15 protein-coding genes and 1 pseudogene are annotated in these 18,779 nt (G+C 60.0%); 11 read left to right on the forward strand and 5 right to left on the reverse strand.

Features of this window, described 5'->3' with window-relative positions:
- Nucleotides 1–196 precede the first annotated feature (196 nt).
- The 4 genes from ASB65_RS25975 to ASB65_RS25990 all read left to right on the forward strand — a co-directional run bounded on the left by ASB65_RS25975 (nt 197) and on the right by ASB65_RS25990 (nt 5,068).
- Entirely contained in the window at nt 197–1,222 is a 1,026-nt protein-coding gene (locus tag ASB65_RS25975; RefSeq protein WP_026363355.1) for a substrate-binding domain-containing protein, read from the forward strand.
- Nucleotides 1,223–1,453: 231 nt separating this feature from the next.
- A complete protein-coding gene (locus ASB65_RS25980) occupies nt 1,454–2,539 on the forward strand; it encodes an ABC transporter permease (protein WP_060725856.1) in 1,086 nt (361 codons plus the stop codon).
- Nucleotides 2,536–3,351 carry an ATP-binding cassette domain-containing protein gene (locus ASB65_RS25985; protein ID WP_060725857.1) on the forward strand — a complete coding sequence of 272 codons (816 nt, stop codon included), beginning with the start codon at nt 2,536–2,538 and terminating at the stop codon, nt 3,349–3,351. Before ASB65_RS25980 ends, ASB65_RS25985 begins: the two co-directional genes overlap by 4 nt.
- Nucleotides 3,352–3,406: 55 nt before the next feature.
- Complete coding sequence (locus ASB65_RS25990; RefSeq protein WP_245301402.1) at nt 3,407–5,068, forward strand: FGGY-family carbohydrate kinase; 1,662 nt, start codon at nt 3,407–3,409, stop codon at nt 5,066–5,068.
- A gap of 25 nt (nt 5,069–5,093) precedes the next feature.
- Here the strand turns inward: ASB65_RS25990 and ASB65_RS25995 are convergent, their stop codons facing one another.
- From ASB65_RS25995 to ASB65_RS26005, 3 genes are read right to left on the reverse strand one after another with little or no spacing between them, the layout of a single operon-like run.
- Nucleotides 5,094–5,915, reverse strand: a complete 822-nt coding sequence (locus ASB65_RS25995) for a DeoR/GlpR family DNA-binding transcription regulator (protein ID WP_003504407.1) — start codon at nt 5,913–5,915, stop codon at nt 5,094–5,096.
- A gap of 60 nt (nt 5,916–5,975) precedes the next feature.
- Entirely contained in the window at nt 5,976–6,749 is a 774-nt protein-coding gene (locus tag ASB65_RS26000; RefSeq protein WP_060725858.1) for an SDR family NAD(P)-dependent oxidoreductase, read from the reverse strand.
- A gap of 11 nt (nt 6,750–6,760) precedes the next feature.
- A complete protein-coding gene (locus tag ASB65_RS26005; RefSeq protein WP_060725859.1) occupies nt 6,761–8,026 on the reverse strand; it encodes an ADP-dependent glucokinase/phosphofructokinase in 1,266 nt (421 codons plus the stop codon).
- Between the two features lie 496 nt (nt 8,027–8,522).
- Here ASB65_RS26005 and ASB65_RS26010 point away from each other — a divergent pair, with 496 nt between their 5' ends.
- From ASB65_RS26010 to ASB65_RS26035, 6 genes are all read left to right on the forward strand, one after another.
- Nucleotides 8,523–9,539, forward strand: a complete 1,017-nt coding sequence (locus ASB65_RS26010) for a hypothetical protein (protein WP_060725860.1) — start codon at nt 8,523–8,525, stop codon at nt 9,537–9,539.
- A gap of 115 nt (nt 9,540–9,654) precedes the next feature.
- Nucleotides 9,655–10,941 (forward strand): ABC transporter substrate-binding protein, encoded by a 1,287-nt coding sequence (locus ASB65_RS26015; protein ID WP_060725861.1) that lies wholly within the window; start codon nt 9,655–9,657, stop codon nt 10,939–10,941.
- A 217-nt stretch (nt 10,942–11,158) separates the two neighbouring features.
- Nucleotides 11,159–12,025 (forward strand): carbohydrate ABC transporter permease, encoded by an 867-nt coding sequence (locus ASB65_RS26020; protein ID WP_060725862.1) that lies wholly within the window; start codon nt 11,159–11,161, stop codon nt 12,023–12,025.
- Entirely contained in the window at nt 12,022–12,855 is an 834-nt protein-coding gene (locus ASB65_RS26025) for a carbohydrate ABC transporter permease (protein WP_060725863.1), read from the forward strand. The genes ASB65_RS26020 and ASB65_RS26025 overlap by 4 nt, the downstream gene beginning before the upstream one ends.
- Before the next feature lie 4 nt (nt 12,856–12,859).
- Nucleotides 12,860–13,984: an ABC transporter ATP-binding protein gene (locus ASB65_RS26030; RefSeq protein ID WP_060725864.1), complete on the forward strand. Its 1,125-nt coding sequence runs from the start codon at nt 12,860–12,862 to the stop codon at nt 13,982–13,984.
- 52 nt (nt 13,985–14,036) lie between these two features.
- Nucleotides 14,037–14,765, forward strand: coding sequence for an SDR family oxidoreductase (locus ASB65_RS26035; protein ID WP_060725865.1), 729 nt, complete (start codon nt 14,037–14,039; stop codon nt 14,763–14,765).
- 541 nt (nt 14,766–15,306) lie between these two features.
- Here the strand turns inward: ASB65_RS26035 and dinB are convergent.
- On the reverse strand, nt 15,307–16,404 hold the full coding sequence (gene dinB / locus ASB65_RS26045) for a DNA polymerase IV (protein ID WP_060725867.1): 1,098 nt from the start codon (nt 16,402–16,404) through the stop codon (nt 15,307–15,309).
- Between the two features lie 151 nt (nt 16,405–16,555).
- Between dinB and ASB65_RS26050 the strand changes: the two are divergent.
- A pseudogene (locus ASB65_RS26050) lies at nt 16,556–16,801 on the forward strand (hypothetical protein); the annotation flags it as partial.
- A 355-nt stretch (nt 16,802–17,156) separates the two neighbouring features.
- On the opposite strand, the gene ASB65_RS26055 reads toward ASB65_RS26050, so the two are convergent.
- Nucleotides 17,157–18,737: a gamma-glutamyltransferase family protein gene (locus tag ASB65_RS26055; RefSeq protein ID WP_080868915.1), complete on the reverse strand. Its 1,581-nt coding sequence runs from the start codon at nt 18,735–18,737 to the stop codon at nt 17,157–17,159.
- Nucleotides 18,738–18,779: the final 42 nt, after the last annotated feature.

An 18,779-nucleotide genomic window follows, 5' to 3' on the forward strand; every position in this document is an offset into this window, starting at 1 on the left:
TTCCGATATTGCTCCCGATATATGTATAAAAAAATACAAAATGGTAACTAGATAATGTTGACAGTATGCATAATTGTGGTCAGTAATAATCGCGCCAAGACTGATTGCGTCCTCCGGATGGGAGGGAGCGCTTGGTAATCTGGGAGGATTTCAAATGAAGTTTTTTGAAAAACCCGCTTCTGCGGGCAGTTTTGCCATGTCCGGACGCCTGGGCGCCGCAGCGCTCGCCTTGGGGGTAAGCCTTGCCTTCATTCCCTTGAACGCACAGGCTGAAGACATCCTTATCGGCGTTATCACAAAAACCGAAGCCAATCCGTTTTTTGCCAAGATCCGCGAAGGCGCAACCTTGAAGGCCAAGGAACTGGGTGGTGTGAAGATCCAGAGTTTCGCCGGCAAGTTCGACGGCGATAATGAAAGCCAGGTAGCTGCCGTCGAAAACCTGATCTCTGCCGGTGCAAAAGGCATTCTGATGGTGGCGAGCGACACCAAGGCGGTGGTGCCGGTGGTGGAGCAGGCCCGTAAGGCGGGTATCCTCGTCATCGCGCTCGATACGCCGTTGGAACCCGCCGATGCCGCCGATGCGACCTTTGCGACCGACAATTTCAAAGCGGGTGAACTGATCGGCTCCTGGGCCGCCAAAACGGTCGGCGATGCTTCCAAGGCCAAGGTCGCCTTTATCGATGCGCTTGAAAACCAGCCGACGGTGGATGTCGCCCGCGATCAGGGCTTCATGAAGGGTTTCGGCATCGATCCCAAGGACGTGACGCGTTATCTGGATGAAGACGACAAGCGCATCGTCGGCCACCAGTGGGGGCAGGGATCTGAAGAGGGCGGCCGCACCGGCATGGAAACGCTTCTCCAGAAAGACAGCGATCTGAATGTGGTCTACACCATCAACGAGCCGACCGCGGCCGGCGCTTATGAAGCGTTGAAGGCGACCGGCAAGCAGGACTCCGTCATAATCACCTCGGTGGATGGTGGTTGCCCTGGCGTAAAAAACGTGAAGGCGGGCGTGATCGGCGCAACGTCGATGCAATATCCGCTCAAGATGGCGTCGCTTGGAGTCGATGCGATCGTCGAATATGTGAAGTCCGGCAAGAAGCCTGAGGCCAGCCCCGGCCTGCCGTTCTTCAACACCGGCGTCACGCTCGTCACTGACAAGCCGGTTGCCGGCGTTGACTCGATCACTTCCGATGAAGCGCTGAAGGCCTGCTGGGGCTGACTAGCCTTTGACGCCCCGTCCTCTCTAAGCCGCGGGGCGTCACTCCTGGCCAGGTCAGTTTCCGAATAAACACCGTCTGGCCACGCTTTTAAAAATTTGCCGTAACAGAATGCCGCACTTCCCTGCGGATGTGAAAAAGGCGCTCCAACGTGTTTAATCCGTGCATCGCATTTTCCGGCAGCCGGTCCTGTGTCCGGGTTGAAGCCGTAGACCTGCGAAGGGTGTATCTCGATGACTGAACCCAGCAAACATGCTTCGACTGGTCCGGCAGGCTTTGAGGCCGGTTCGATAGGAAAAGAAACATCTCATGCCGTGTTCGAGGATCAGGACACGAGCCCGCTTCGGAGGCTGCAACGTTTCCTGCACGGCAATCCAACGGTGGTGCCGTTCATTGTTCTTGCAGCCAGCGTTGGGGTGTTTTCCATCATCGTTGGCTCACGGTTCTTTCAGCCTTTCAATCTTTCGCTCATTCTTCAACAGGTCACCATCATCGGCATTATCGGCATCGCCCAGACGCTGGTGATCCTGACGGCAGGCATCGACCTGTCGGTCGGCGCCATCATGGTATTGACCTCGACGCTCATGGGCCGCCTTGCCATTACAGCCGGGTTGCCACCAGAACTCGCCTTCCTTATCGGGCTCGGCGGCGGGCTGGGTTGCGGCCTCATCAACGGGTTTCTCATAACATATGTGCGTCTTCCGCCTTTCATCGTCACCCTCGGGAGCTGGAGCGTCTTCGGGGCGCTGAACCTCTGGTATTCCGGCAGCCAGACCATCCGTAGCCAGGAGGTGGCGGAGGTTGCACCGATCCTGCAATGGATGGGGGCTGCAATCCAGTTCGGCGGCGCTCGCATTACGCTCGGAACCGTGCTGATGCTCGCTCTTGCCGCTCTCGCCTGGTACGTGCTGAACCGCACCGCCTTCGGCCGCCATGTCTATGCGACCGGGGATGACCCGGATGCGGCGACGCTTGCGGGCATCGATACGCGCCGCGTGTTGCTGGCGGTATATGCCTGCGCGGGTCTCATCTCCGCCATCGGCGCCTGGGCGTTGATCGGCCGGGTCGGCGCAATCAGCCCGACCTCCGGATCGACTGCCAATCTGGATTCGATCACCGCGACGGTGATCGGCGGAACTTCGCTGTTCGGCGGACGCGGCACCATCATTGGCACCCTGATCGGCGCGCTGATCGTGGGGGTCTTTAGAAACGGTCTCGCACTCGCGGGCCTCGATGCGCTGTGGCAGGAATTCGCTGTCGGCATTCTGATCGTGGCGGCCGTCGGCGTCGACCAGTGGCTCCGGAGAGTTTCGGCATGACAGGCGAACTTGCGCTCGAAGGTCGCGGGCTGACCAAACGGTACGGCAATGTCGTTGCCCTCAACGGGGCGGACTTCGAATTGAGTCGCGGCGAAATTCTTGCCGTGATCGGAGACAATGGCGCCGGAAAATCCACGCTCATCAAGGCGCTTGCCGGCGCGATTATCCCCGACAGCGGCGAAGTCCGGCTGGAGGGCAAACGTGTCGATTTCAGAACGCCGATGGATGCGCGCTCCGCCGGTATCGAAACGGTGTTTCAGAACCTTGCCCTTTCGCCGGCACTTTCCATCGCGGACAATCTTTTCCTCGGGCGCGAAATGCGTGTGTCCGGCATCGGCGGATCGGTCTTTCGTCTGCTGGACCGCCCCCGCATGGCGACCGAAGCGCGGCGACACCTGTCGAACCTCGGTTTGATGACAGTGCAGGACATTCACCAGAGCGTCGAAACGCTGTCCGGCGGGCAGCGGCAGGGCATTGCCGTTGCCCGTGCCTGCGCGTTCGGTGGGCGCGTCGTCATTCTCGACGAGCCGACCGCAGCTCTTGGTGTCAAGGAATCCCGCAAGGTTCTCGACATGATCCTCGGCATTCGCGACAAGGGCCTGTCGATCGTGCTTATCAGCCACAACATGCCGCATGTGTTTGAAATCGCCGACCGTATCCACATCCACAGGCTCGGTAGGCGGGCGGCCGTCATCAATCCGCGAGACATCACCATGTCGGATGCCGTGGCGATCATGACCGGCGCCATGGCTGCTGCCGATCTCGATCCGCCGGGCCGGCGCGCCCATGCCGCTGCCAGCCCGACAACGTGAAGAATGGCAGCGTGAAGAACGGCAGTGTTTCAGTTCTACCCAATTGCGAGATCCCATGCCCCTGAATGATGCCCACACCATATTTGCAGCAGTCGCCGGGGGGCGTGAGATCATGGCCGATACCTATATGATCGGCATGGATTTCGGCTCGGAATCGGCGCGCGGCATTCTCGTCAATGCCCGCACCGGCGCGCAGGAAGGCCACCATGTCCATCCGTATCGCAACGGCATTCTGACGCATTCGCTGCGCGGTCGAAGCCTGCCCGCCAATTTCGTGCTCCAGGTCGCAGACGATTACACGGAAGCCGCCGAGATCATTCTGTCGGCGCTCGGTAACGGTCGCAATGTTGCGGGAATAGGTATCGATTTCACCGCGTCTTCCCCCATGCCCGCACGCGCCGACGGTACGGCGCTTTCAGCGCTTTATCCGGATGAACCGCATGCCTATGTGAAGCTCTGGAAACATTCGGCGCAGGCTGATGCCGATGCGATCAATGCTTTGGGCGGTGATTACCTTGGAAACTTCGGCGGGAAGCTTTCCGGCGAATGGATGCTTGCCAAGGCGGCGCAAATGCGCGCTGAAGCACCCGCATTGTGGGCCGAAACCGGGCGCTTCATCGAGGCCGGGGACTGGCTGGTCTGGCAGCTTACCGGCAATGAGGCGCGAAGCCTCGATTTCGCCGCCTACAAGGCGCAATTTTCGCGGGAAACCGGCTATCCGGAAGACGTGGTGCCGGGACTTGCGGAGCGCCTTTCGAAACCGCTTCAGGTCGGTAGCCCGGCCGGTTCCCTGACGCCGGAATGGCGTCGCCGCACCGGAATTAAAGGCGACGCCATCGTTGCGGTTTCGGTTATCGACAGCCATGTCGTTCTGCCTGCGGTCGGCGCCGTCGGTCCCGGTGTTTTTGTCGGCGCGCTCGGAACCTCTGCCGGTTTTCTCATTCTGGACGGCGAGGGACGCGGTCTGCCGCCGGGGCTCGACGGGGCGGCCTTCGGTGCTGCCCTGCCGGATTTGTGGTGTTACGAGGCGGGGCAGGCGGCGTTCGGCGATATGCTGGCCTGGTATGTGAAAACCTTTCCGCGCGATGAAGATCTTTCCCGCAACTTCGCCCTGCATAATGAGGCGGCGCAGGCGGTCAGTCCGGGCGAGGGCGGTGTTCTGGCGCTCGACTGGTTTGCGGGAAACCGCATTCCGCTGGCCGACTCCATGCTGTCGGGATTGCTGGTGGGCCTCAGCCTGAAATCGACCTCGGCCGGAATTTACCGGGCGCTGATCGAGGCGCTGTGTTTCGGCACGCGATCGATTCTGGACATGGCGATAGCGGGCGGCGTGCCGATCAGCCGTATCGTGATGACGAGCGGTCTGGCCCGCAGCAACCCGTTTCTGGTGCAGACGATGGCGGATGTGTTCGGACGTACGGTCGAGGTTCCTGATGTGGAGAACCCGACGGCGCTCGGCGCGGCAATCCATGCGGCGGTGGCGACCGGGCTTGTTGGCTCTTTTGCCGAGGGCGCGGAAAGGCTCGGTGCGCGCAGCCTACGCGAATTTGTGCCGAACCTGCGCCATTTCGAAAAATACGAGACGCTTTATGCCGAATATCGCCGGCTTGCGGCGGACGAGGTGCTCCGGCGAGCCATGCGCTCGCTTCACCTGTTTGCCGCACGTCAAAATGCACATTCGCAACCGGAGTCGACGAACACCGAGCCGGCACAGTGAATTTAGCGATGGCAATGGCGGTTCGTCAGGTCAATGGCGCAGGGGCGGCGGGCGAAACCAGCGTCACCTTGCACTCCGTAGCTTTGAGCGAGGTCATCGCATCCTGCGAAATGCCGTTATCGGTGATGACCTCATCTATCTGCGAAATATCCGAAAGCGTGCAGAACCCGGGCGCCGCGAATTTCGAGCTGTCGACCAGAAGCACGGTCCTGCGGGCCGCGGCGATCATGGCGCGCTTGAGCGAAGCCACTTCCAGCGAAGTTTCCGTCAGCAGCGTGCCGGTAACCGCCGAAGCCCCCGTCATGCAGATATCGGCATGCAGCGTTTTGATGAAGCTTTCTCCCGGCTCGCCTGCCAGGTGGCGGTGCCCCGGCCGCACCGTGCCGCCCGGCAGGATGGTGCGCCAGGATTTGATGTCGGCGGCGAAATCGGCGATCTGCAGGCTGTTGGTCACCACCGTCAACGGAAGGTCGCGTTCGGCGGCGGCCCGCACCGCCTCCATGACCGTCGAGGAGCTGTCGAAGATGACGCTGTCGCCGGCACTCAGCCGCTCCGCCGCCTCGCGGCCGATCGCAACTTTTTCCGCGTGCTGAAGCGCCGCATTGACCGTCATCTCCCGTTCGAAGGTCGCACGCATCGGCTGCAACAGATGCGCACCGCCGTGGGTGCGCTCGAGATAGCCTTTTTCCACCAGATGCTCGAGATCACGCCGCACGGTCGATTGCGATCCGCCGATCGTATCCGCGAGCTCCTGAATGCCCGCCGCGCCATTGATGCGCAGGTGCTCCAGAATGAGCGCCCGTCTTTTGGCGGGAACCATATCAACACGCTTGCTCGAAGACTCCATGCAATCACCCGGTTTTCGGCCCGCAAAAACGCGCCGATTCTCTCCAATGTCCGTCAAGCTCTACCAAATCGTGTATCCGCAATCCACCGCAACGATTGTGCCCGTCATGGCGCTGGCGGCGTCCGACGCCAGAAACAGGATCGGCGCGGCAATCTCATCGGGCCTTGCGACGCGCTTCATCGGCGTCATCTCCATCCAGACCGGCATCAGGGTTTCATCTGAAAAGCCGCCACGCGACATGACGGTGTCGACATAGGTGGGTGCAACGCAATTGACCCGAACGCCGCGCTCAGCCCATTCGCCTGCGAGGCAGCGCGTCATGTGGTGAACGGCGGCCTTGGCCGTGTTGTAATGCACCTGCCGCTGCGGCTTGTTGGAAATCAATCCGGACATCGAACCGAGGGTAACGATGGAACCGCGTCCGCGCGCCAGCATCGGCCGGGCGAATTCACGGCATGACCAGTAAGCGCCGTTGAGATCGACATCCACCACCTTCAGCCAAACCTCGTCGCTCATCTCTTCGCCCGGTGTGTCCGGCCAGGCGATGCCGGCATTGGCGATCAGGATGTCGACGGCGCCGAAGCGGTCGTTGGCGGCCCGCGCGGCCTCGGCTACGGCTTTCGCATCCGTGACATCCAGTTGCATGGCGTCCGCCGCATGGCCTTGTGCCTTCAGTTCTGACAGACTCGTCTCCAGCACCTCGGCATTCATGTCGGAAATGATGACATGCGCGCCTGCTTCCGCCAGCGCTTGCGCCGTCGCAAGGCCGATGCCGCGCCCGCCGCCGGTGATGAAGGCGGTTTTTCCATCCAGACGAAATCGTTCGAGAAACATCGTATTTTCCTTCAGGCCTGTTTGAGGGCAGGTACGGTCGCGACGCCGGGATTGCCGAGAACGAGAAGGCACCCGGCCGTGAAACTGTCGCCGAGGCCGAGCGTGGTGGCGGGCTTTTCAACATAAGGCGAGGCGCAGGCAACAAAGGTCCAGCGGCCTTTCCGCACGCGATTGTCGAAGGGCAACGCGTGGAACTGCGCCAGCGCATCGGTACGGATCGCGTTTGCCGGCTCCCCATTGGCGGCCCGGGCGCTGGCAATGGCGCATCCGGCCATCAGCGCCAGTTCCTCCTCGTCGGGGTCATTGCGTGTCACAGCGGCGGCCCAGGTGTCGGCATGCACGCAGACGCGGTCTATATCCAGCCGGTCTCCAAGAGCGATCAGCGCCTCCATCGGATGCTGGGCGGCGCTATCCATTGCCAGCAGTTCCGAATGGCTCATGCCGAGCGAATTGATTGCGCCCCTGGCCTGATCGAGCAGCTCGCTTACGGCGTCCTGCGAAGCATAACCGGCAAGCTCGAAATGCACCGTCTTTAAGCCCGCATCCATCCAGTCGCGGCTGAGCGCAAAGACATGGCGGGCGGCGGCGCCGACATTTTCGGCTGCTTCATCGTTAAGGCCGGACAGAAGGCCGGCAGCGGCGGTGGAGGCGCGCTTTCGTGATACCGCCTCGAATGCCGCATCATGCTGGATACCGCGATCACAGAAACGTACGATGATGCGTGTCGAACGATTGGGGATAAGCGCACCGATAGGCTTGCCCGCCGTGAATTCGAAAATGAATATTTCAGGGATATGCAGTTCTGTCGGCGTCACTTCCGCCGCAGTTTTGAGCGCATTGCCCTCGGCCAATAAAACGCCCGGCGGGATCTGGCGAAGCTGCTGCTCGTGGCGGTCCTCCAGTGCCACAAGAGACGCGACGCCGAGCCGCGAAAGCACCCAGGCTGCCTGTGGACCGGTGCCGCCCAGCGCGTAGCGAACATCCAGATGGTCGCGCAGCCATTGCGGGCCGTCCCCCCAGTCGGCGCGTACTTCGCCGCCGATACCCTTTGCGGCGCGCGCCAGCAACATGGCGGCGAATTGACCCGCCGGCGTTTCGGCTGGAGCATTAAGAAGCGGCTGCATATTGTGCATGTCGACCCGTGCATCGACACAGGTGGACATGCCGCACAAAAACAGCCCCGCCCGCGAAAGCGCCGATGTTCCAATCGGGCCGGAGCGCGGATCTGCAAGCGCGACATAACGCTCCCCCCAGTCGCCTGTAAAAACGTCACCCATAGCCGAGTATCTCCTCCTCACGCGGCAATGATGTCAATTGCTACCATTATCTCTCAAATCGTCAACGAGATTTTGCGCTGAAAATGCTATTTTGCCAGAATTTGCGCAATGCAGCGCATTTTTAAAGCGGCGCAGCACATGTTTTGCGCATGCGAACGTCTTGAATGGCGTTTTGACTACCAATTCCTAAAAAAATAAAGACATTTCAATTGTGTGAGGGATGTTTGTTGTGGCCCCGATGTTTTGTTGATGTGGTATGAAAATGCGCTGGAAGACGTCTGCATGGAGATTTAAAATATTGATTTATTTTTATAAAATTCGAATTTTGGAAATTTTGGACTTCATCCTTCGTTCAAGAATATGGGGTGAACTGCCTTTGTTTAGATAGAAAAAGATAGCTATTGACAGAATATGAGAAGTGGCCGTTTATAAATGCAAGTCTGCGGTCGCAATCGAAGCGCTGGCAGCCGAACTCCAACATTCATTGAGGGCTACGATGGTCACGAGACTCGACAGAAAACTGGCGAATATTCGCGCAGGGCGTTACAAACCGACTGATTTTATCATTGCCGATGCGAAGGACAGCGATGTCGGCGCGGGTGTCTCCGCCACCGGTTTCGATTATTCCGTCAAGCCGCCACGGCGTCGCACCCGCCAGGAATTCATCACCCAGATCGAGGAGATCATCGACCAGAATGTGGTCGACATCATGCTGGTGTCGCAGTCCAATCTCGATCTGCTGGACGAGCGCGGCGCGTTTTCCGGCAGCGAGGTGAAACCGGCCATTCGCGGCAATCTCGAAAGCATGTGCTGGGGTGGCGTGCGGCATGGCACCTATACACAGTCGCCATCCGTCCCGTTCCGCGATACGGGCCTTGCCCGCGCCATCGCCAACTATCCGACCTCGGGCACCGATCTCTGCCTTTATTCGGTGTGCTTCACCAACGATCTCGACCGCGACATATGCACGCTGAAAGCTTTCGCCGAGTTCCGCGCCGAAGCGTCGAAGCACAATTTCAAATATTTCTATGAGGTCTTCAACCCGAATGTCGATATCGGTCTTACGCGCGAGCAGACCGGCGAGTTTGTCAATGACCACATCATCAAGTCGCTGGCGAGCGTGCCGCGTGCCGAGCGACCGCTGTTTCTCAAGATGCCCTATAACGGGCCGAAGGCGCTGGAGGAACTCGCCTCGTTCGATTCCGAGCTGATCGTCGGCGTTCTTGGTGGCGGAGCGGGCACCACCCGCGATACGTTTGAGCTGGTGGCGCAGTCGGAGCGTTACGGCGCGCGGCTCGCGCTGTTCGGGCGCAAGATCAATCTGGCTGAAGCACCGCTCAATCTGATCGTGCTGATGCGCGCGGTTGCCGACGGCGCCCTGAAGCCGGAAGAGGCGGTTCGCGCCTATCATGGCGAGCTGCAGACACTGGGGCTTTCCCCGGTACGCCCGCTCGCTGACGACCGCGTCATTACCGAGGATGTGCTGAAAGCGGCGGCGGCCAAGGCAGCCTGATAGCTGCTGGCATTTCGAGTGAACGCGGCTCTTGGGAGGGCCGCGACAAAATAGGGCGGCGGGTCCGCCGGCATCTTTAAACAATGCGTCTTTAAACAATAAAGGGAGGAATATGATGAGGAAGACGTTGTTTCTTGCAACGACAGTTCTGACTGCCGTTCTGTCCGCTGCTGTCGCGAGTGCTGCGCAGAAAGAAGTGACCGTATGGTCATGGTTCGTGCAAAGCACCATGAAGAAGTCGATCGCGGCCTTCGAGAAGGCCCATCCCGACGTGAAGGTGAACTACACCTATTACAATTATTCTCCGGAATATATCACGGCGCTGAAGGCGGCGGCGGCATCCGGGAGTTTGCCTGACATCATCGGCCTGCAGCCGGGGTCCCTCACGCAGCAATATCGCGATAATCTCGAGCCCGTAAACGACCGCGCCGCCAAACAATGGGGTGCAACGTGGGAGGAGAAGATTTTCCCCGTCAACCGCAAACAGATGTTGATGGGCAATCCCGCCGGCGACAAGAATTTCTACATCATTCCCCAGGAATCGCAGGTTCTCTGCATCTGGTACAACCGTAAGCTCTTCGAAAAACACAATATCGCTGTGCCGAAGACCTATGCGGAACTGAAGGCTGCCGCCAAGGCGCTAAGCGATAACGGCCTCATCCCGATGTTTCAGGGGGCTGCGGACGGCTGGCAGAACGAAAACGTCTTCCTGATGCTCGCCAACCAGTTTTCCCCCGGCATCGTCGACAAGGCGCAGGCGGGTGAAACGCCGTGGACCGCCCCGGAGCTGGTGGCCGCCATGAAGGCGTGGAAGGGCCTCTTTGATGACGGCATCTTCCAGCAGGGCGCGCTTGGCGCGCATGCCTATCCGACCGGCGCGCAGCTCTTCGCACAGGGCAAGGTGGGCATGATGGCGCTTGGCTCCTGGTGGATGCAGGAAAGCAAGTTCCCGCCGCCGCTCTCCGACTATGTACAGAACATGGACGGGTTCGACTTTTTCTACATGCCACCCGTCAAGGAGGGCAACAAGGCAAGCCCGCCTGTCGGCGGCATCGACATCGGTTACGGCCTGACGAAAAATGGCGGCAAGAATGACGCCGCATGGACCTTCCTTGCCGAGCTGACCAACGGTGTTGGTCTGCAGGAGGCGCTGAACGACCTGAACGATCTGCCGGCCTTCGAAGGCCATACGCCGAAGGGCGATATTACCGACCACGTCAAGCAATTGTCGGCGCGGTTCATGGCAGATCTGCCCAAGGCTGAAAACCAGCGCTTTTCTTCGCCGGCCGTGGCCGAGGCGCTGGACAACGCCCTGGCGGGCGTCGCCGCCGGCAGCATCGAAGCCGAGGCCGCGCTGGCCAAGGTGGACGAGGCGACCAAAAAAGCGCTCGCGTCCAAGTGACAGGCGGCCTCAAGATGCCGGGCGCTGCCAAATGCGCCCGGCGGGTTGAAGCGCATCGACCACGACAAGACCTCCCAGGTGCGCTTCAACACCTTTCGATGCCGTTTCGTTTGATGGCGGCGTGATTATCAATCGGTGAGAACCCATGCGTGCAGAAGTTTTAAGGGCCGGCGCTACGCCTGTTATCATTGAACGCAGCAAAGTTTCGAGGACGTCCATGCTCTATGTCTTCGCCCTTCCTGCCGTTCTGCTGTTCGTCGTTTTCATTGCCTATCCAATCCTTTGGGTGACGGGACAGAGCTTCTATGCGGCTTCCGGCGAGGCGCGCAGCTTTGCGGGATTTTCGAATTACGCCACGGTTATTGGTGACCCCACCTTCTGGACCGTCGTGCGCAACATGGCGCTCTGGGGTGTCATCACCATTCCGGTCCAGATGCTGGTGGGCGGGGTGCTCGCCTGGTTCATCGAACGGCATACGGACCGGCTGCGCGGTTTCTTCCGCACCATGTTCTTCCTGCCCGTCGTCACTTCCGTTTCGGTGGTCAGCCTTGTCTGGGTACAGATTTACGCGCCCTATTACGGCATCGCGCAGGAATATCTGAAATATGCCGGCATCGTCATGTCGACCTCGCCGATCGGCGATCCCAAAACGGCGATCTATGCCCTCATCGTCGTCAATATCTGGCAGTGGACCGGGTTTTCCATGCTGATGTATATCGCCGGCATCGCCAACATGCCGTCTGAAGTGCTGGATGCGGCGCGCATCGATGGCGCGAAGGGTTTGAAACTCGCCGCCCATGTCGTGGTTCCCATGCTGGCGCCCGCCACGAAGTCGTTGCTGCTTCTCGGCGTCATCGGCACCCTTCAGACCTTTCCCATCGTGCATCTGATGACCGGGGGCGGCCCGAACCGGGCAAGCGAGGTTTTCGGCACCTTCATCTTCAAGCAGAGCTTTGTGCTGGGCGATACCGGCAGCGGTGCTGCGCTTTCCGTGATTGTTCTTGTCGTGGCGCTTGGCCTTTCGCTGCTGCAGATCGTGGCGCTGGGCGCGCGGCTGACGCCCGCCGGAAAGGATCGGTCATGACGGCTTTTGCCCGCAACCGCGCACGCGGCCTTCTCATTCATGCGGTGCTGTTCATCGTGCTCGGCATCTGGATGGTCCCGCAGGTCTATATGCTGTCCGTTGGTCTGAGAACGCCGGCGCAGGCTTTTGACGCCGCGCTCTTCACATGGCCGGTGACCTTCGACAATTTCATCACGGTCATCCGCGACAATCCGCTCGGCGGCATCTTCCTGAACAGCCTGATCGTGACCGTCGCGACGGTGGTGATCGTGGTCGCCGTATCGTCGCTTTTTGCCTTCTCCATCGCCATCCTTCGGCTCAAAGGCACGCTGTTCCTCTACACCACGCTTCTGACCACGCTGATGGTGCCGCTCGCCTCGATGGTGTTGCCGCTTGCCATTCTCCTGAAGAATTTCGGCTGGGTGAACACCTATATCGGCCTCATATTGCCCTATGCCGCCCTCGGCGTGCCCTTCGCCATGGTCATCCTGAAATCCTTCATGGAAGACGCGCCGCGTGAACTGTTCGAGGCGGCCAAGGTGGATGGCTGCAACGCCTGGCAGACCTACTGGCATGTGGCGCTGCCGCTGGTGCGCCCGGCGCTGGTTTTCGTCACCATCTGGCAGTTCATCGTCACCTGGAACGAATTTTTCCTGGCGCTGATCGTGCTGACGAAAAGCGAGATGAAGACGCTCACCATCGTACCGATGCAATATTCCGGCCTCTACATGGCCAATCCCGGCGCGCTGTTTGCGGTGCTGACGCTGATCGCGCTTCCCCTCATTCTTCTTTATGTGCTGGTGCAGCGCGCCTTCGTGCGCGGCCTGACTGCCGGCGCGGTGAAAGGCTAGACCCATGGCGATGCTTTCGATCGACAAAATCACAAAGGCCTTCGGCAGCCTGACGGTCATTCCCGAGTTGTCGCTGACTATAGAGGATGGCGAATTCTGCGTGCTGGTCGGCCCGTCGGGCTGCGGAAAATCCACGCTGCTGCGCATCATCGCCGGGCTGGAGCCGATCAGTTCGGGCCGCGTGCTGGTGGATGGCGCGGATATGAGTGATGCCGAGCCGCCCGAACGCGGCGTCGCCATGGTTTTCCAGTCCTATGCGCTTTATCCTCATATGAATGTTGCCCGCAATATCGGGTTCGGGCTGGAAATCGCCCGGACGCCAGCGGCTGAAATCGGGGAGCGGGTGGCCCGGGCGACCGGCAAACTCAAGCTTTCGAGCTATCTGAAACGCAAGCCGCGCGAATTGTCCGGCGGTCAGCGCCAGCGTGTCGCCATCGGCCGCGCGATGACGCGCAAGCCGAAGCTGTTCCTGCTCGATGAACCGCTTTCCAACCTCGATGCGGCTCTGCGCGTCGGCATGCGGGTGGAAATCGCGCGGCTGAAGGCGGAACTTGGCTGCACGATGATCTATGTCACGCACGACCAGGTGGAGGCGATGACGCTTGCCGACAAGATCGTCGTCATGAATGGCGGCCGTATCGAGCAGATCGGCTCACCGCTTGCGCTCTACCAGCGTCCCGCCAATCTTTTCGTCGCGGGTTTCATCGGTTCGCCCGCCATGAACCTTCTGAAAGCGCGCGTTGTCGCCGTCGCAGAAGGCATCGCCACCGTGTCTCTCGCGACCGGCCCCTCCCTAGACATTGCGGTTTCAAGGCCGCTTGAATCTGGCGACACCGTTACCCTCGGCATCCGCCCCGAACATATTGCAATCGGCGACGGGCAGGGCGGACAGTCCTGTCCGATGAAAGCGACGATGGTCGAACTGCTCGGCAGCGATACTTTCATCCATGTCCGCGAGGGCGAGGAAACGATCACCATAAGAGACAGTCTTGGCCGCATGGCGCGCGCGGGCGACCGCGTAGCCGTGTCGTTCCCGGCCGCCGCTTGCCATCTGTTCGATGCGAACGGGCAGAGAGTGTCCCGGGATATGAAGATCGCGCAGGAGACTGAAGCGGTGCGGATCAATTGAAACGTTGTGAAGGGCGCGGAATCTTCGGCGCCATGAGGGAGGAAGACAGGAAATGACGGATTTTCAGGGCAGAACGATCCTTGTGACGGGCGGAAGCGGCGGTATTGGCGGGGAAACGGTTCGCCATCTCGTGCGCGCCAATGCCGATGTCATCGCGGCAGGGCGTTCGCAAGAGGCGCTCGCGGCCATCGCGAAAGAAACCGGTTGCCGCACACTGGCGTTCGATCTCGCCCGCGACGAAGAAATCCGCGCCGCGCTGGAGGGGCTGGATCTATGGGGGGTCGTCAATTGCGGCGGTTTCGGCGGTGAGATCGCCACGCCGATGGACACGGATATCGCCATTTTCGACAAGGTCATCACCATTAATGCGCGTGGTGCGCTGCTGGTGACGAAATATGCCAGCCAGTCCATGGTGAGGCTCGGCAAGGGCGGCGCCATCGTCAACGTGTCCAGCCAGGCAGCCCTTGTGGCGTTGCCGGGCCACATTTCCTACGGCTCGTCCAAAGCAGCTCTTGACAACATTACCCGCTGCTCGGCGCTGGAGCTCGGCCGCTATAATATCCGCGTCAACAGCGTCAATCCAACCGTCGTCATGACGCCGATCTCGTCTGGCCACTGGAGCCAGCCGCATGTGGCCGAGCCTTTCCTGAAGCAGATGCCGCTTGGCCGCTGGGCCAGCGAAGCGGAAATCGCCGCACCCATCGTCTTTTTGCTTAGCGACGCAGCCTCAATGATTACTGGCGTTTCGCTGCCTGTCGACGGTGGGTTCACCTGCCGCTGATCGCCATCAATGTTCGGTGTCGCGTTACTGGGGAGCGCGCAGATGGAGTGACGCACCACGCTGAGGGAGATAGATAAAAAGCCATTCATGAAGAGGGCTACGTTCATTCTCAGAGAGGAAGCCCGAAAAGGTAACGCGATCTACTCGGCGACCAAAGCAGCGCTTCATTCCTTTGCTCTGTCGCAGCAGTTTTCAACTGCGCGACACCAGCGTTCGGGTGCAGGAAATCGCACCGCCGTGGGTGGACACCGATCTGATCTACAAAAGCGGTGACCCACGCGTCATGCCACTTCCCGATTTTATCGAGCAAACCCTCGTCGCGCTCGCCACAGACGACCCCCGAAGCAATCGTCGATGCCATCTATATGACAATCCAGGAGCGAAGGAGCACGGCCTTTTCGAAGCATTCAATCGACGGATCATCGATAACCCGATTCCGGTCGGAGCTTGAAGAAATGGCAGATGTCGCTCCACCCGAGCGACATCTGCCACAACTTGGAATTTCGGCTTCCGCTGCTGGATTCGTTCCAGGTTCCTTTGACTACAAACCCAAGCCGAGCTGCGATTGTTCCTCGCCTTCGGCTTCCTTTTCATTGGTGAGCGACGACAGTGTTACACCAAGGAGCCGGACCGGGCGCTTGAACGGATAGACACCAGCCAGCAAGGCGTTGGCCGCATCGAAAATGTCTTTGATGCCCGAATAGGGGAGAGCAGACGTCCTGCTCCGCGTCGCCTGGGTGAAGTCGGAGTATTTGATTTTCACGGTCACCGTCTTGCCGCTGAAGCCCTTGGCCTCGCAGTAGGCCCAGACCTTTTCGGCAAGCGGCCGGAGCTCGCTGGTTGCGAGATCAAGATCGCTGATGTCGGCGGTAAATGTATCTTCAGCACCGACCGACTTACGCACCCGGTCCGGCCGAACCCGCCGGTCATCGATGCCCCGGGCAATACCATAGAAGTACGGGCCCGATTTCCCAAAATGCTCCACCAGAAACTGTAAGGACTTTGCCTTCAAATCCGTGCCAGTCTCGATACCAAGCCGTTGCATCTTTTCCGCCGTAGCCGGGCCGACGCCATGGAATTTCTTGACGGCGAGCTGCTCGACGAACGCCGGACCGTTCTTTGGCGTGATGACTGCCTGGCCGTTTGGCTTGTTCAAATCCGACGCCATCTTGGCGAGGAATTTGTTATAGGAAATACCAGCCGAAGCGTTCAGTCCCGTGACCGCCTTGATCCTGGCGCGGATTTCCAGCGCGATGTTAGTGGCAATAGGCATGTCTTTGAGATTCTCGGTCACGTCGAGATAGGCCTCGTCGAGCGACAAGGGTTCGATGATCGGCGTGTACTCTGCAAAAATCTCACGGATCTGCTGCGAGACGGCGCGATAGACTTCAAACCTGGGCTTAACGAAGATCAGATCCGGACATTTTCGAGCCGCCGTGACCGACGGCATGGCCGAGCGCACGCCGAACTCCCGCGCCTCGTAGCTTGCTGCTGCAACGACGCCGCGGGCAGCCGCTCCGCCAACAGCCAGGGGTTTGCCACGAAGCTCCGGATTGTCGCGCTGCTCGACCGACGCGTAGAAGGCATCCATATCCACATGGATGATTTTCCTGACGGTTGAGACGGTGGTGAGATCCATGGCGCTTGCGTGTCACTGGTGGAAACGAAACGGGAACATATCAGTTTTTGGAGCTGCATCCAAGTGCTAGCCGTGTTTGGGACCTCCAAAGCGAAACTACCCGCTTCTTCAGGCGTTTGATCATGTACTCAAGCAAACTGAAGGCTGACCGATGGCCGACGACAGGGTTACGACCACGGCAGTTTTCTAAACGCGACAGGCGGCCGACCTTGTAGTGGAGCGTCTTGTCCAACGGCACGGCATTGCGCGACCGGACCTCTTTATCCAGTCGGCTTCGGCGAAGAACACGGCCGGCTCGTCCCCAGCCGGCGGTGACGTGTCTCAGGCTGACGGTGCGCGCAACGACGCTCCGCTTGAGGGGGAGATCGAAGTGTCAAGAGACATCACCATGCGACAGGAAATCCGAACCCGATTCATGAGCAAGCTGCCGGCACCCGAGGTCAGCGTTGTTCATCAACAGGAAAGCGGAGCCGACCGGCCATCCGACGCGGCACTCAACCGCCAGATTGAACAGTTGACGGCGTTGCGCAGACGCACAGACAGGCAATCCGTCCGCGACGTTGCAAAAGTTATTGCAGGCGGAAAGCGTCGCATCGTGATTGGCTCAGGTAGTTTTGCATCAATCGCCAGCGTTCTCGCGCACCTCACGAAAATCGCGCCGATGGCCGGAAAACCATTTGATACTCTTTGAGGTCTGGGAAGACTCCATGTTGTGAATTGTTGCACCATCATGGAAACCGCGTTGCCGATTTTCAATTTGTGGAAACACAAATAGCGACACCCTCCCCACGCGGATCGTGGGACCCGATGATCCGTCCATCATCGCGCATGCAGATGATTCCCGCTTGGCCGAAAATTGGCGAAAGTGCCGGCAGCGATATAACGTCATGGCCGAGCGCAGCGAGTTGCGCGATGATGTTTCCGCCAAGCGACTGCTCGACCTTCAGGCTGTTGTGGACGTCGGAAAAGGTGCGCCCAAGCAGAAAACGAGGCTGGGCCAGAGCCTGTGTGGGCGTCATGCCGTAGTCGAGCAGGCCGGTGAGCAGCAGCGACAATGTCTGCGGCTGGCCATCAGCCCCTTGCGTTCCGTAAAGCATATGGGGCACTCCATCCTTGAATGCGATGCCGGGGTTCAGGGTGTAGAACGGGCGCTTTCCTGGCCGGATGGCGTTCGGATGGCCGGACGCAACTGAAAACGCCGCACCACGGTTCTGCCAGATGATTCCGCTATCGCCTACGACCACGCCGCTGCCCCAGTCGAAATAGGTACTCTGAAGCACGCTTGCACAGCGTCCTTGCTCGTCGGTTGCCGCAAAGAAGACCGTGTCGCCATGCTGGTAAGGATGCGGCCACTCGAGGGCCCGCTCGCGGTCGATGGCCCGGGCTTTCTTCTCAAGTCGCATCGGGTCAAGAAGGCCGGGGGTATTGTCGTCAACAAAATCCGGGTCGGCGATGTGTTCGCGATCGAGGAACGCCTGTTTCACGGCTTCAACCAAGAGATGGTATCGCGCTGCGCTTGACGGCGGCAGTGCCGCCAGATCCAGCCGGGACAAAATGCCAAGGATTGCGAGTGTGGAAACCCCCTGCGTTGGCGGGGGCGGCGCGAGCAGTGTTACGCCGCGATAGTCCTGCGACACGGGTTCGGCATCGCGGGTGCGGGTAAGCCGCAAGTCGGTGGCAGTGATCGGCGACCCTAGCGAAGCCATCGCCTCTCCGAAGCGTGCCGCCAACTCTCCCTCATAGAAGGAACGGTGGCCATGCTCGGCGACATGGCGAAGCGTCCGAGCGAGTGAACTTTGCGTGAAAATACCCCTGCTCCCGGGATGATCAAATGCGGCCGCGAAACCCGGCCAGCCGGCTATCTCGGCGCGTCTGAATTCGAGCCAGAAATCTTGCGAGTGACTCGGCCGGTAGCCGTTTTCCGCAAAAGCGATAGCCGGCGTCAGGAGATCTGAAAGCTGTTCGCGCCCTTGCCAATGCTGCTGCCCAAATGTCAGGGCATGCCCCCAGCTATCCACCGCGCAGGCGGTTGTGATCATGGAAGCGGAGCCACGCAACGGGACCGGCGTATGATAATCAGGAAGGACCGCCGCGGCCTGACCTATCCCGAGAAACGACCGGCGGAGGCCTTGTCTGTCTGCAACCAGCCATACAGCATCGCCGCCCAGACCGCAAAAATGCGGCATCACCACCGCAAGTGTCGCGGCGATCGCAACGGCGGCCTCGATGGCGTTGCCGCCGCGCCTCAGCACCGCTGCGCCGGCTTCGCTTGCCAGGGGATGCGGGCTGGTGACCATTCCCGGCCGGGCTGCTAGCGGCACATTTAGCGACATGAAATTTCCTCTCTTCATAGCCTGGCCGGACATTTCCGGCCA

It is taken from the genome of Agrobacterium tumefaciens str. B6, from assembly GCF_001541315.1.
Taxonomy (GTDB): Bacteria; Pseudomonadota; Alphaproteobacteria; order Rhizobiales; family Rhizobiaceae; genus Agrobacterium; species Agrobacterium radiobacter.